Source organism: Bathymodiolus azoricus thioautotrophic gill symbiont (assembly GCF_001298715.1).
In the GTDB taxonomy this organism is placed as follows: Bacteria; Pseudomonadota; Gammaproteobacteria; order PS1; family Pseudothioglobaceae; genus Thiodubiliella.
In genome coordinates, this window is the sequence record NZ_CDSC02000070.1 from 1 (window position 1) to 12,855 (window position 12,855).

The 12,855-nt window shown below is 38.5% G+C and carries 14 protein-coding genes; 9 read left to right on the plus strand and 5 right to left on the minus strand.

Annotated elements, in window-relative coordinates:
- Nucleotides 1–18: 18 nt before the first annotated feature.
- Nucleotides 19–441, plus strand: coding sequence for a hypothetical protein (locus BAZSYMA_RS01375; protein WP_090714814.1), 423 nt, complete (start codon nucleotides 19–21; stop codon nucleotides 439–441).
- On the plus strand, nucleotides 438–1,022 hold the full coding sequence (locus BAZSYMA_RS01380) for a hypothetical protein (protein ID WP_090714816.1): 585 nt from the start codon (nucleotides 438–440) through the stop codon (nucleotides 1,020–1,022). Before BAZSYMA_RS01375 ends, BAZSYMA_RS01380 begins: the two co-directional genes overlap by 4 nt.
- Nucleotides 1,023–1,344: 322 nt before the next feature.
- On the opposite strand, the gene BAZSYMA_RS01385 is transcribed toward BAZSYMA_RS01380, so the two are convergent.
- Nucleotides 1,345–1,635, minus strand: coding sequence for a TusE/DsrC/DsvC family sulfur relay protein (locus BAZSYMA_RS01385; protein WP_090714819.1), 291 nt, complete (start codon nucleotides 1,633–1,635; stop codon nucleotides 1,345–1,347).
- A gap of 107 nt (nucleotides 1,636–1,742) precedes the next feature.
- Between BAZSYMA_RS01385 and prmA the strand changes: the two genes are divergently transcribed.
- Together prmA and BAZSYMA_RS01395 are read left to right on the plus strand one after the other, a co-directional pair.
- Entirely contained in the window at nucleotides 1,743–2,621 is an 879-nt protein-coding gene (prmA, locus tag BAZSYMA_RS01390) for a 50S ribosomal protein L11 methyltransferase (RefSeq protein WP_090714822.1), read from the plus strand.
- A gap of 3 nt (nucleotides 2,622–2,624) precedes the next feature.
- A complete protein-coding gene (locus BAZSYMA_RS01395; RefSeq protein ID WP_090714824.1) occupies nucleotides 2,625–3,668 on the plus strand; it encodes a tRNA (5-methylaminomethyl-2-thiouridylate)-methyltransferase in 1,044 nt (347 codons plus the stop codon).
- Here the strand turns inward: BAZSYMA_RS01395 and thiS are convergent.
- Both thiS and BAZSYMA_RS01405 read right to left on the minus strand, forming a co-directional pair.
- Nucleotides 3,665–3,865 carry a sulfur carrier protein ThiS gene (gene thiS / locus BAZSYMA_RS01400; protein WP_090714826.1) on the minus strand — a complete coding sequence of 67 codons (201 nt, stop codon included), beginning with the start codon at nucleotides 3,863–3,865 and terminating at the stop codon, nucleotides 3,665–3,667. The genes BAZSYMA_RS01395 and thiS overlap by 4 nt on opposite strands.
- Nucleotides 3,862–4,131: a heavy-metal-associated domain-containing protein gene (locus BAZSYMA_RS01405; RefSeq protein ID WP_090714829.1), complete on the minus strand. Its 270-nt coding sequence runs from the start codon at nucleotides 4,129–4,131 to the stop codon at nucleotides 3,862–3,864. The genes thiS and BAZSYMA_RS01405 overlap by 4 nt, the downstream gene beginning before the upstream one ends.
- Before the next feature lie 103 nt (nucleotides 4,132–4,234).
- Here BAZSYMA_RS01405 and carA point away from each other — a divergent pair, with 103 nt between their 5' ends.
- The 4 genes from carA to greA are packed head-to-tail and all read left to right on the plus strand — an operon-like array spanning nucleotide 4,235 to nucleotide 9,746.
- On the plus strand, nucleotides 4,235–5,356 hold the full coding sequence (gene carA / locus BAZSYMA_RS01410) for a glutamine-hydrolyzing carbamoyl-phosphate synthase small subunit (protein WP_090714832.1): 1,122 nt from the start codon (nucleotides 4,235–4,237) through the stop codon (nucleotides 5,354–5,356).
- Nucleotides 5,353–6,039, plus strand: coding sequence for an MlaA family lipoprotein (locus BAZSYMA_RS01415; RefSeq protein ID WP_090714834.1), 687 nt, complete (start codon nucleotides 5,353–5,355; stop codon nucleotides 6,037–6,039). The genes carA and BAZSYMA_RS01415 overlap by 4 nt, the downstream gene beginning before the upstream one ends.
- A gap of 10 nt (nucleotides 6,040–6,049) precedes the next feature.
- Nucleotides 6,050–9,259, plus strand: a complete 3,210-nt coding sequence (carB, locus tag BAZSYMA_RS01420; RefSeq protein WP_090714837.1) for a carbamoyl-phosphate synthase large subunit — start codon at nucleotides 6,050–6,052, stop codon at nucleotides 9,257–9,259.
- Nucleotides 9,260–9,269: 10 nt separating this feature from the next.
- Entirely contained in the window at nucleotides 9,270–9,746 is a 477-nt protein-coding gene (greA, locus tag BAZSYMA_RS01425) for a transcription elongation factor GreA (protein ID WP_090714839.1), read from the plus strand.
- Nucleotides 9,747–9,807: 61 nt separating this feature from the next.
- Here greA and xerD read toward each other — a convergent pair whose 3' ends face one another.
- Nucleotides 9,808–10,683: a site-specific tyrosine recombinase XerD gene (gene xerD, locus BAZSYMA_RS01430; protein WP_090714841.1), complete on the minus strand. Its 876-nt coding sequence runs from the start codon at nucleotides 10,681–10,683 to the stop codon at nucleotides 9,808–9,810.
- Between the two features lie 136 nt (nucleotides 10,684–10,819).
- The gene (gene rplS, locus BAZSYMA_RS01435) at nucleotides 10,820–11,173 is read right to left on the minus strand and encodes a 50S ribosomal protein L19 (RefSeq protein WP_090714843.1); all 354 of its coding nucleotides are present in this window, start codon (nucleotides 11,171–11,173) and stop codon (nucleotides 10,820–10,822) included.
- A gap of 117 nt (nucleotides 11,174–11,290) precedes the next feature.
- Here rplS and BAZSYMA_RS01440 point away from each other — a divergent pair, with 117 nt between their 5' ends.
- Entirely contained in the window at nucleotides 11,291–12,724 is a 1,434-nt protein-coding gene (locus BAZSYMA_RS01440; RefSeq protein WP_090714845.1) for a glutamate synthase subunit beta, read from the plus strand.
- The last annotated feature ends 131 nt before the right edge of the window (nucleotides 12,725–12,855 follow it).

The following is a 12,855-nucleotide window of genomic DNA, read 5'->3' on the forward strand; positions in this document are numbered from 1 at the left end:
AAGTATAATATGTAATTTATGATTAAATTGATATTTAGAACATTACCAATTTTATTCTTTTTAATTGGTTGTTCGTCTATACCTGAATACATTGGTACAAAATCTACTAATAATGCAGTGTTACAAGGCACAGTCACTCCTAATATTTTTTCAGCACTCGCAAATAATTCTCTTACAACCGTAGTGGTGAATGGTGGATTCGCAAATAAATTCTACTTAACGCCAGGAGAGCATTTTGTTAAAGTGCATTCGCAATCGCTATCTATATTTTCCCCATTAAGCGCAAAACATGAAATGTTTATAACCTTAGAAGCCGGGAAAAAGTACAAAATTACTTCTACATCTTCAATTACTACAAGTACTGTAAGTTTTTATCTATTTGATGTAACAGGCGAAAAGGAAAAATTACTAATGAAAGAAACTGTGAGGGGGTATCTATGAAGAAAATAATCATTTATGTATTATGTATTTTTACTATATCTTGTGTATCAATCCCAAACTTTGATAAAGTTCGGGGTAATAGTGGTCAAAATGTTGCGATTGCGGGAATGACTTTTATACCTTCTGGGGATATAGTATGGGATATAGTAAGACAGCACACTTATCAAGCAGTGTTATTCAATAGAAATAAAGATGAAACATTAATCACAACTGTTGAAACTTTTAACCTACCTGAAGAAATAAACAAGGAAAAATTTCTGTCTTTTGCTAAAGATATAGAAAAAAAAGCCTTGAAGACCGGTAGATTTGAACGCATTACTGAGTTTATAAACTCTTATAATCATAAAGGCGCAACATGTGTTAAACATATTGCATCAAGTAAAGATTATGGGGCAAAAAGAGATGGGCAATATACAATATTTGAAGTTTATGGCATGTATTGCATGCACCCAAACAATAATAATATTGGTCTTTTTATTCAGTTGTCAAGAAAAGCACCACTTGATCAAAAAAATCAATTATTTAAGCAACTGGGTCAAGATTTATTGGATTCTATAGTTTTTAAGCCTTATAAAATTTAAAAATAGTTTTTTAAAATCATGTCAAAATAAATACCCCTGCCTCCGCTTCTTGTTCATCGCATGAACAAAGTTTTACAAAGCGGAAATTTTAATATCAACAGCATGGTTTTCAATTCTTGAGATTGAGGATTTTTTAGTGCTTAATTTTTTGGCAATGTATTCTCTTGAGTAAGCGTCAGTTTTTAGAAAATTTTATACCTTTGCTTTTTCTTTTGTCAATATATTTTTGTAAATCACTCATTGAAAATGCCTTCTCTTTCTTATGCAAGAAATTTATAAATTGCAAGCATAAAAACCATTTTTATGGGTTTTTGTTGATATGTTAGACGCAGCCAGTTGGTTGTGGCATGCCACCGTATTTAGTGATGGGTTTCATTGGACCAGTCAACCATTCTTTAAATAAGATTTTCTTGTCAATGCCAACAACTTTAGCAAAGGTTCTAATGGGCGGGACTGATGAATTCTCAGCAAAATATTCTCTGGCTACCATAATTTGATTCACCATACTTTCAGTTAACTCTATATCGTCTTCTTTTGCCATTTCAAACATTACTTCTTCACTCCAGATGCTTGGGTCAACTAAATATCCATTTCCAGTTCTTTCTAATGCCATTTTTCATTCCTTTTAAATGTTCTAAATCAGACGATATTATATAGGCATTGCCTTGGTCATTTACTTGGTTTTTATAAGTGCTTTTAAATAGGTATAATTTAACGCCTATGGATTGGATACAATTGACACTTAATACTTCAAAGGAGCAGGCTGATTTCGTCAGTGAAGTTTTAATGGGTTTAGAGTGTGTTTCGGTTACTTTTAGTGATACATTTGACGATGAGATTTTTGAGCCACCAGTGGGTGAAACGCCCTTATGGCAGAATGTAACAGTTACTGCATTGTTTACTATTGGCACTGATGAGGGCGCTATCAAAGAGTCTTTGCAACAAATTTGCGGTATTGATAAAGTAACTTTTTCTTTATTGAAAGACAGAGTTTGGGAAAATGAGTGTAAAAAAGATTTCCATGCAATGCAATTTGGCAAGCGTGTTTGGATTTGTCCATCGTGGGAAGATAGCGCTCAATTGCCTGATGGCGCGGTAGTGATTAATATGGATCCAGGGTTAGCATTTGGCACTGGCACACACCAAACTACGGATCTGTGTTTGCAGTATTTGGATGAGAACCCGCCTATAGGGCAAAGCGTCATTGACTATGGTTCGGGCACAGGAATTTTGGCAATTGCTGCTGTTAAGTTGGGCGCTAATCAAGCTCTTTGTGTGGATAATGACCCGCAGGCGGTTCTTGCTACACGCAGTAATATTGAAAATAATCAAGAAGAGGCTAAAATTATTGCCCTACACACTAATGATGAGGGGCAGTTGGAAAAAACGGACTTATTGATTGCTAATATTTTGGCAAAACCTTTAGTGGGCTTGTGTGAACACTTTTCTAAGTTGGTTAAACTGGGCGGGCAACTTGTTTTGTCGGGTATCTTGCACGAGCAATTGGAGACAATATTGGATGCCTATGGCGAGTATTTTTCAAAGTTAAAAGTAGTGCAAAAAGAGGATTGGTGTCGAGTAAATGGAATTAGAAAATAAAAAATGAGTAAGCAAATAAAAGCAGTATCGTTAATCTCAGGAGGATTAGATTCACTTTTAAGCACTAAATTATTGCTTGACCAAGGCATACATGTGGAAGGTATTAACTTTTTTACAGGCTTTTGTGTGGAAGGACATACCCACGCCATTCGCAAACAAAAAAAAGACAAACCAAAACGCAATAATGCGCTATGGGTGGCAGAGCAATTAGGTATTAAATTACATATTATTGATGTGATTGAAGAGTATCGTAATGTCCTTCTAAACCCTAAACATGGTTATGGTAAGAATATGAATCCCTGTCTTGATTGTAAGGGGTTTATGGTGAAAAAAGCCAAGCAGTGGATGCTTGAGCATGATTTTGATTTTATTATTACTGGTGAGGTGATGGGACAACGCCCTATGTCTCAACGCAAAGAGACCATGCCGATTGTGCAAGCAGAGTCAGGCGCTAATGACTTATTATTGCGACCTTTGTGTGCCAAGCACCTGCCAGAAACCAAAGCAGAAATTGAAGGTTGGGTGGATAGAGAGAAATTATTAGATTTCTCAGGTAGGACGCGCAAACCACAAATGGCTTTAGCTAAGCAGTACGGCTTTGAAGATTATGCCACGCCAGCAGGAGGTTGTTGTTTTTTAACGGATAAACAATATTCGGATAAACTGGTGGATATGTGGCAATCACGCGGTAATCGCGAGTATCAACTTGATGACTTAATGATGCTTAAAGTGGGTAGGCACATTCGTCCAAATCCTCGTTTTAAAATGATTGTTGCTAGAGAAGAAGGTGAAGTTAAATTCCTGGAAGGCTATCGTAACCAATATGCAAATCTATATCCAACTAGTTGTAATGGTCCGTTGGCATTGATTGATGGCAAACCAAATCAAGAAGACTTGCAAATTGCCGCTAAAATATTAGCACGCTATTCTCAAGGTAGAGATAAGCACAGTGTGGATGTAGAAGTAAGATTGGATTCTGGTATTATGCAAACACTGAGTGTTAAGCCGTTTTCTAATGATGAAATCAAAAAAGAGTGGATGGTTTAACCGCCACCAACTGCTTTAATAATCTCACAAATATCCCCCTCATTTAGGGTGAATTTAGCATGCCTAGATTTAGGAATAATTGCTCTATTGACTTCTAATGCAATGCGTTGGTTTTGGAGTGTAAGCTTTGTAATTAAATCAGCAGCGCTTGATTTGTCGTCAATTTCTAATGGTGAGCCATTGACTTGCAAAATCATTTATCCATCTTGCCAATAGCACAAGAAACGAATGATTTTGCTTTTGCTTTTGCGGAGCTAAGGCCGTGTACAGAATCGGTTTCAGGATAGCCCAAGCCAAGTAAAACTTTAGTTACCTCATCGCGTTTGTTGTCTTCAATATTGATATTGACAACGCCTTGTTCCACCTCAACCTTAACACTATCGGTGTTAAATTCTGCGTTAAGTTTTTTGGTAATTGTGCCTGCACAACCGCCACATTTAATGTTTTCAACCGTGATATTCATAACATTTTCCTTTAAAATAATTAAGGTCATTATATCAATTTTGACATCAGATTACACATCAGTTGTGGTAAAATTTCTCAAGTTTTTATTCAGGAGTATTTTGGTGTCACAAGTTGCCTTATTAGCATTAGAAGATGGTCAGATTTTCAAAGGAAAATCAATTGGTGCTAATGGCAATACAGTTGGCGAGGTGGTATTTAATACTTCAATGACAGGCTACCAAGAAATCCTAACTGACCCTTCTTATGCCAAGCAAATTGTAGCACTGACTTATCCGCATATTGGCAATACTGGCACTAACTTAGTTGATGAAGAGTCTGGAGAAATTTATGCCTCAGGTTTAATCATTCGTGATTTGCCACTCCTACATAGCAACTGGCGTAGCGAAATGCCACTGGATGAATATCTATCTGCTAACAATATTGTTGCCATTAGTGATATTGATACTCGTGCGCTAACACGGCATCTGCGTGAGAAAGGCGCGCTTAAAGGTTGTATTATTGCAGGTGAGGATATCGATGAAGCCACAGCAGTTTCTAAGGCGCAAGCATTCGCAGGTCTTAAAAATATGGATTTGGCAAAGGTAGTCTCAACCACTAAGCAATATAGATTTAATGAGGGTTCTTACTCTCTTGAAAAGGGTGAATTTAACCCACTTGATGCAAAATTTAAAGTGGTTGTATATGACTACGGTGTAAAGAAAAATATTTTAAGAATGTTGGTTGACCGTGGCTGTGATTTAACGGTGGTTAATGCTCAAACGCCAGTTAAGGATGTTTTGGCAATGGATCCTGATGGTGTGTTTTTATCTAATGGTCCAGGTGACCCTGAGCCGTGCGATTACGCAATTAAAAACATTCAGACCTTATTGGAAAAAAATATGCCAATGTTTGGCATTTGTTTAGGTCATCAATTGTTGTCGCTAGCAAATGGTGCAACTACTGAGAAAATGGGGATTGGCCATCATGGCGCTAACCACCCTGTACAAGATTTAAGCTCTAAACAGGTGATGATTACCTCACAAAATCACGGTTTTTCTGTATCGTACAATGATATACCAAGCCATCTTGAGGTAACACACAAATCGTTATTTGACAATACCATTCAAGGTATCAGAGTGACCGGCAAGAAAGCATTTGGCTTTCAAGGACACCCCGAAGCATCGCCAGGACCACATGATATGAGCCATTTATTTGATACATTTATACAGGAGATTAGTCAATGAAAAATTTATTAATAAGTTCTTTGTGTTTAATATTTAGCATGATAGTCATAGCTGAAGAAGAGTTTGACCCATTTGAAGAAACCAACAGGGTAATCTTTGAATTCAACCAAGATTTAGATGAGACATTGTTTGAACCAGTTGCTAAATCCTATCAAGAGAATGTAGCTAAACCAGTGCAAAATCGAGTGAGTGATTTTTCTTCTAATATCGGTGATATTGGCACATTGGGTAATGAGATTGCGCAGTTTGAACTAATTAATAGTGCTAGTACATTGGGTAGGGTTTTGATTAACTCCACTGTGGGATTGTTTGGTTTATTTGATGTGGCAAGTGACTGGGGCCTAGAAAAAACAGAGGAAGATTTTGGACAAACGCTGGCAGTCTGGGGTACACCGGAGGGCTCTTATGTGGTGTTACCGGTATTAGGCCCTTCAACATTGCGTGATGTAGCAGGCAAGGTGGTAGATGTTGCTCAAAGGGTGGAACGAACTGAAAAATTAAAGACTGCACAAGAGGCTGGTGTAATTGCGCTGCAGGCTGTTGATACGCGTGTTAAATTATTACCAGTAATTGATTTGATTAGACAATCAGATGACCCATATGTTGCCGTTCGTTCTTCTTATTTGCAAAAGCGTAAGCATGATATATATAACGGTAATCTTCCTGAAGATGATGAATTTTAAATAATAGATAATGCCTAAAAGACAAGATATAAAAAGTATTTTAATTATTGGTGCAGGTCCTATTGTTATTGGGCAGGCGTGTGAATTTGATTATTCAGGTGCGCAAGCTTGTACGGCATTACGAGAAGAAGGCTATCGTGTTATTTTGGTCAATTCTAATCCTGCTACTATTATGACCGACCCGCAAATGGCAGATGCGACTTATATTGAGCCGATTGAGTGGCGTACGGTAGAAAAAATCATTGAAATTGAAAAACCCGATGCTTTGTTACCTACTATGGGCGGACAAACTGCACTAAATTGTGCACTAGATTTAGAGCGTCATGGTGTATTAGAAAAGCACGGCGTTGAGATGATTGGTGCTAAGAAAGAAGCCATTGATAAAGCAGAAGATCGTGATTTGTTCCGTGAAGCAATGCTTAAAATTGGTCTTGATATGCCTAAAGCAGCAGTTGCACATAATATGGAAGAAGCATTTGCTGTCCAAGAAACCGTGGGCTTTCCAACCGTTATTCGTCCCTCCTTTACGATGGGTGGTTCAGGTGGCGGTATTGCCTATAACAAACAAGAATTTGTTGAGATTTGTGAGCGTGGTTTGGATTTATCACCAACGAATGAGTTGTTGGTTGAAGAGTCGATTTTAGGCTGGAAAGAATTCGAAATGGAGGTGGTGCGTGACACCAAAGACAACTGTATTATCGTTTGTTCAATTGAGAATTTTGACCCAATGGGTATTCATACGGGTGATTCAATTACGGTTGCACCTGCACAAACTTTAACAGATAAAGAATACCAAGTGATGCGTAATGCCTCGCTGGCAGTACTTAGAGAAATTGGCGTGGATACAGGTGGCTCGAATGTGCAATTTGCACTTAATCCCGAAGACGGTCGCCTGACTATTATTGAGATGAATCCACGCGTGTCTCGTTCGTCCGCCTTAGCCTCAAAAGCAACAGGTTTTCCTATTGCTAAAGTGGCTGCAAAGCTTGCAGTGGGCTATACTTTAGATGAGCTTGACAATGATATTACTGGCGGTAAAACCCCCGCTTCATTTGAACCAAGCATTGATTATGTGGTCACCAAAATTCCAAGATTTGCCTTTGAAAAATTCCCTAAAGCCGAGGACCGCTTGACCACACAAATGAAGTCGGTGGGTGAGGTAATGGCAATAGGATCAACTTTCCAAGAGTCTTTGCAAAAGGCTTTACGCGGTTTAGAGACCGACAAAGTTGGCTTAGACCCAATGGTTGATTTGGGTGCTGATGACGCTAAAAATAAAATTAGGTCAGAATGTATCACTGCACGCGGCGAGCGTATTTTCTATTTAGCCGATGCATTTAGATTAGGCATGAGTTTGGACGAAGTATTTGACTTATCTAAAGTTGACCCATGGTTTTTGGCACAAATCCAAGACATCGTCTCCAGTGAAATGCAAGTTAATGGTAGCAATATTATTGATATTGATGCTAGAGAATTATTTTTGTTAAAACGCAAAGGTTTCTCTGATGTACGCTTAGCGCAGTTGTGTAATTGCAGTGAGTCATCTGTGCGTGAGCGTCGCAAAGCACTCAATGTAAAGCCTGTTTTTAAGCGCGTTGATAGTTGTGGCGCTGAGTTCGATACGCAAACGGCATATTTATATTCTACTTACCAACAACAATGTGAGGCCAACCCGACCGATAAGAAAAAGATTATGATATTGGGTGGTGGACCGAACCGTATTGGACAGGGTATTGAATTCGACTACTGTTGTGTACACGCATCTTTAGCATTGCGTGGCGATGGTTATGAAACTATTATGGTGAATTGCAACCCTGAAACGGTTTCTACCGATTATGATATTTCTGACCGCTTATATTTTGAGCCATTAACGCTTGAAGATGTGTTGGCAGTGATTGATATTGAAAACCCAGATGGTATCATCGTGCATTATGGTGGACAAACGCCACTTAAATTAGCTGGCGCCTTAGAAAAGAGCGGTGCAAAAATTATCGGTACCAGCCCTGATGCTATTGATTTGGCAGAAGACCGTGAGCGTTTTTCGAAGATGCTACAAGAATTAGAGCTAAAACAACCCCTAAATGGTACGGCGCGTTCATTAGAACAAGCACAAGACATTGCTGATGGTATTGGTTTCCCGTTGGTGGTTCGTCCATCCTATGTATTGGGTGGTCGTGCAATGGAAATTGTTTATGACAAAGACAATCTTGAGCATTATATGCACACCGCAGTAAAAGTTTCGAACGACTCACCAGTGTTGTTAGATTCATTCCTTGATCATGCGATTGAAGTAGATATTGATGTTATTTCTGATGGCGAGGATGTGGTGATTGGTGGCATTATGCAACACATTGAGCAAGCAGGTATTCACTCAGGTGATTCGGCTTGTTCATTGCCACCTTATTCTTTGCCAAATGATGTGCTGGATGAGATGCGTGAGCAAGTAATTGCCATGGCAAAAAAACTCAATGTAATTGGTTTGATGAACACACAGCTTGCTTATCAAGACGATGAAATTTATATTATTGAAGTTAATCCTCGTGCATCACGCACCGTGCCATTTGTCTCTAAGGCGATCGGCGCACCACTGGCTAATATTGCAGCACGCGTAATGGCAGGTAAAACATTAAAAGAATTAAACTTTACAACAGAAATTATTCCACAACATTTTAGCGTGAAAGAAGCCGTATTTCCATTCAATAAGTTTTTGGGTGTTGACCCAATTTTAGGCCCTGAAATGCGTTCAACAGGCGAAGTAATGGGTGTGGGTGATGATTTTGCTTCTGCTTTTGATAAGGCGCAACTTGCCGCAGGTTCTCGTGCACCCACACAAGGCAAGGTATTTATTAGTTTGCGTAAATTAGACCGTGATGACTTGGTTGAGCTGGGCAAGCGCTTGATAGCGCAAAGTTTTAATTTAGTTGCAACGCGTAGCAATAAAGAAGCCTTAACTGATGCAGGCTTAGAATGCGAAACGATTAATAAAGTATCTGAAGGTTCGCCACATATTGTTGATATGATTAAGAATGATGAGATTGATTTGATTATTAACTCTACAGAAGACACGCAAGGTGTGGAAGATGCTGCAGAAATTCGTCAACAAGCTTTGGTGCATAAAGTTGTTTGTACCACGACAGTAGCTGCTGCTTTTGCTATACTTGATGGCTTAAGAACGCATAATGAAATTTCTGTTAGAACAATACAATCATTAAACAATTAGAGGTATTTTTATGCAAACTATCCCAATGACTGTTGCCGGTAGCAAAGCTTTAGAGGTAGAATTGCTAAATCTGAAAGATATTGAGCGTCCACGCATTGTTGAAGAAATTGCCACAGCCCGTGCACATGGTGATCTTAAAGAAAATGCTGAATATCACGCCGCCAAAGAAGAGCAGGGTTTTATTGAAGGGCGTATTAAAGAGATTCAGTCAAAACTCTCATGTATGCAAGTCATTGATGTGAGTAAACTCAATCAAGATGGAAGATGTGTATTTGGCACCACGGTTACTTTAATGAATCTTACAGATGAGTGTGAAATAATCTATCAGATTGTTGGTGAAGATGAAGCTGACATAAGCCAAAAAAAAATCTCTTGTCACAGTCCAATTGCCAGTAGCATAATGGGCAATGAAGAGGGCGATGAGGTAACAGTGAAAGCCCCTAAAGGGGATATTGTTTATGAAATACTGGAAGTTCAATATATTTAATCTATTGAAAAAATATACTTATAACCCCATATATCTTGGCTAGGATTGCCAAAATGATCAACTAACCGCGAGGATGGTGCTTGCTATGTTGTGATTTAAGCTGAGTATTTTGAATATGGGTGTATATTTGTGTCGTGGAAATATCACTGTGTCCCAACATTAATTGCACACTACGCAAGTCTGCACCGCTTTGTATCAGATGTGTGGCAAAAGCATGACGCAAAGTGTGGGGCGATAGTGGTTTGTCGATACCTGCTCTAATGGCATATGCCTTAATAATATAAAAGAAATTTTGTCGACTCATCCCCGCACCACGATTGCTTAAAAAATAAGCATCAGTTTGTCCATTTTTAAGTAAAAAAGGTCTGGATTTATTTTCATAAATACCTAAATAATCTATTGCCACTTCGCCCATCGGCAACATACGCTCTTTATTGCCTTTGCCATGAAGTCGAATGTATTCTTCATTCAGATTGATATTGTGGTAACTTAGATTAATCAGTTCAGAAACACGCAATCCACAAGAATACAGTAACTCTAACATAGCTCGGTCACGCAGTCCAAAAATGGTTTTTTTATCAGGCGTGTCTAACAGTTGTTCAACTTCTTGAATGTTTAAAAAAATAGGTAATTTTTGTATTTGTTTCGGGTGGTGTAATTTTTCACATGGATTGTTACTCATTATTTTTTGAGTAACAAGATATTGATAAAACACTCGCAAGCAAGTTAAGATACGCGCTTGTGTTGCAGGGTTGAGATTGCGATGCTTGAAGTAGGCGTTAATATCTTTATCGCTAATTTTTGTTAACGAACCGCCCAACCATCTTGAGAATAATTTAAGGTCAGAACGATATGCCGATAGCGTATTTTGACTAACGCCTGATGAGAGCCAGTAATGGTCAAGAAATTTATCAACAAGTATCGGATTGTTTTTCATGCTTGAATTTTAGATAAAAATACCAAGTAAAAGTAATATTTTCAAAGTGAGGAAGGCAAGGCTTTCCTCACTTTGAAAATATTACAAACAAAAAAATACCGACTGATTGTCGGTATTTTGTAAGAATGGTGATTTTTTATTTCTTAATTGCCAACTTTTCTTTAATTCTTGCAGCTTTACCCGTAAGACCACGAAGATAATAAAGTTTCGCTTGGCGAACTTTACCACGACGCTTGACTTCAACTGAGTCAATCATTTTAGAATGTGTTTGGAAAATACGCTCAACACCTTCACCGTGAGAAATTTTTCTTACTGTGAATGCTGAACCGATACCACGATTTTTCTTCGCAATAACAACACCCTCAAATGCCTGTAATCTTTCGCGTTCACCTTCGCGTACTTTAACTTGAACAACAACAGTATCACCTGATGAAAATTCAGGAATATCTGTCCTTAGTTGTTCTTTTTCAATTTGGTCGATTAAATTCATCGGATTTCCCCCTTCTTTCTCTGTCGTAAAAAGCAACAATTATACAGTGATTATGTTTACTAGACAAGGCGAATTTATGGCATAATTACACACTTTGTATTTAAGCGTTTAAGAGCGATGGGAAAAGTAACTGGCTTTAAGGAATTTGACAGAAAAACAGAGGGTTATCGTCCTGTTGAATTGCGACTTAAAGATTATGGTGAAATCTTCACAGGTGCGCATAATACGCTACACTTGCAAGAACAAGGTGCAAGATGTATGGATTGCGGTGTGCCGTTTTGTCAATCAGATAACGGCTGTCCTGTTGATAACTTAATTCCTGAATGGAATGACTTGGTTTATCATGATAAATGGCAGGCCGCATTAACGTGCTTACACAAGACCAATAATTTTCCAGAGTTTACAGGCAGAGTTTGCCCTGCACCTTGCGAAGGATCCTGTGTATTAGGGTTGAACAACCCAGCTGTTACTATTAAGAATATTGAACAGGCGATTGTTGACAAAGGTTTTGAAGAGGGCTGGATTCAGCCAACGAAGGTTGAACACCGCACAGGTAAGAAAGTAGCAGTGATTGGTTCTGGTCCTGCAGGTTTGGCAGCAGCAGAAGAACTTAATAAATTGGGTTATAATGTTATCGTGTTTGAGCGTGCTGAGCGCGTTGGTGGTTTACTTATGTATGGTATTCCTAATATGAAACTTGGCAAAGATGTAATTGATCGTCGTGTGAATTTACTTAAACAATCGGGTATTGAATTTATTACTAATGTGGATGTAGGCAAAGATGTCAGTGTTACACAATTACAAAATGGTTTTGATGCCTTGGTTTTCACTACAGGTGCAACGCAGGCTCGTGACTTACCAGTAGATAATCGTGATGCAGATGGTGTGCACTTGGCGATGGAGTATTTAACCAAGAGCACACAAAGCCTATTAAATACTGGCAGCGCTGATAATTCTGATTTATCAGCCAAAGACAAAGATGTGATTGTGATTGGTGGTGGCGATACTGGCACTGATTGCATTGGTACAGCATTACGCCAGGGTGCTAAATCAATTGTAAATTTTGAACTCATGGGTCAGCCACCTGAAACTCGTGCAGACAATAACCCTTGGCCATTATGGCCATTGATTTATCGTGTGGACTATGGACATGCTGAAGCCCAAAAAGTATTTGGTGAAGACCCAAGGCAATATCATCTAATGACTAAATCATTCGTCAAAGATGAGAATGGCAAAGTTATAGGTCTTAATACAGTGAATGTTAATTTCAAAGATGGACAGTTAATTGAACAGATAGGCAGTGAAAAAAGGTGGGATACACAACTAGTGTTGCTATCAATGGGTTTTGTTTCTCCTGAACACTATTTGAGTAATGATGCTAATATCGCACTTGATGAGCGTGGTAATTACCAGGCCAACTATGGTGAGTATGCTACTTCTCAAACAGGTATCTTTACCGCAGGTGATTGCCGTCGTGGTCAATCATTAGTCGTGTGGGCAATTAATGAAGGACGCGGTGTTGCCACTAAAGTTAATGAATATTTAGCATGAAATACTTGTTAATATCGCTCCTAATAATTGCAATTAGCATGATCGTTGTTGGTATGGCTAATGCCATTATTGCCCCTATACTAACTGGCGTTGGCTTTATTATTATTGCACTGATTTTGAAAAAATAAGTG

What these genes read in the sequence shown, in the direction of transcription:
- carB (WP_090714837.1), top strand. Translation starts at nt 6,050, where the DNA reads ATGCCTAAAAGACAAGATATAAAAAGTATTTTAATTATTGGTGCAGGT.
- BAZSYMA_RS01375 (WP_090714814.1), top strand. Translation starts at nt 19, where the DNA reads ATGATTAAATTGATATTTAGAACATTACCAATTTTATTCTTTTTAATT.
- rplS (WP_090714843.1), bottom strand. Translation starts at nt 11,173, where the DNA reads ATGAATTTAATCGACCAAATTGAAAAAGAACAACTAAGGACAGATATT.
- BAZSYMA_RS01405 (WP_090714829.1), bottom strand. Translation starts at nt 4,131, where the DNA reads ATGAATATCACGGTTGAAAACATTAAATGTGGCGGTTGTGCAGGCACA.
- BAZSYMA_RS01415 (WP_090714834.1), top strand. Translation starts at nt 5,353, where the DNA reads ATGAAAAATTTATTAATAAGTTCTTTGTGTTTAATATTTAGCATGATA.
- BAZSYMA_RS01380 (WP_090714816.1), top strand. Translation starts at nt 438, where the DNA reads ATGAAGAAAATAATCATTTATGTATTATGTATTTTTACTATATCTTGT.
- BAZSYMA_RS01395 (WP_090714824.1), top strand. Translation starts at nt 2,625, where the DNA reads ATGAGTAAGCAAATAAAAGCAGTATCGTTAATCTCAGGAGGATTAGAT.
- BAZSYMA_RS01440 (WP_090714845.1), top strand. Translation starts at nt 11,291, where the DNA reads ATGGGAAAAGTAACTGGCTTTAAGGAATTTGACAGAAAAACAGAGGGT.
- thiS (WP_090714826.1), bottom strand. Translation starts at nt 3,865, where the DNA reads ATGATTTTGCAAGTCAATGGCTCACCATTAGAAATTGACGACAAATCA.
- prmA (WP_090714822.1), top strand. Translation starts at nt 1,743, where the DNA reads ATGGATTGGATACAATTGACACTTAATACTTCAAAGGAGCAGGCTGAT.
- xerD (WP_090714841.1), bottom strand. Translation starts at nt 10,683, where the DNA reads ATGAAAAACAATCCGATACTTGTTGATAAATTTCTTGACCATTACTGG.
- greA (WP_090714839.1), top strand. Translation starts at nt 9,270, where the DNA reads ATGCAAACTATCCCAATGACTGTTGCCGGTAGCAAAGCTTTAGAGGTA.
- BAZSYMA_RS01385 (WP_090714819.1), bottom strand. Translation starts at nt 1,635, where the DNA reads ATGGCATTAGAAAGAACTGGAAATGGATATTTAGTTGACCCAAGCATC.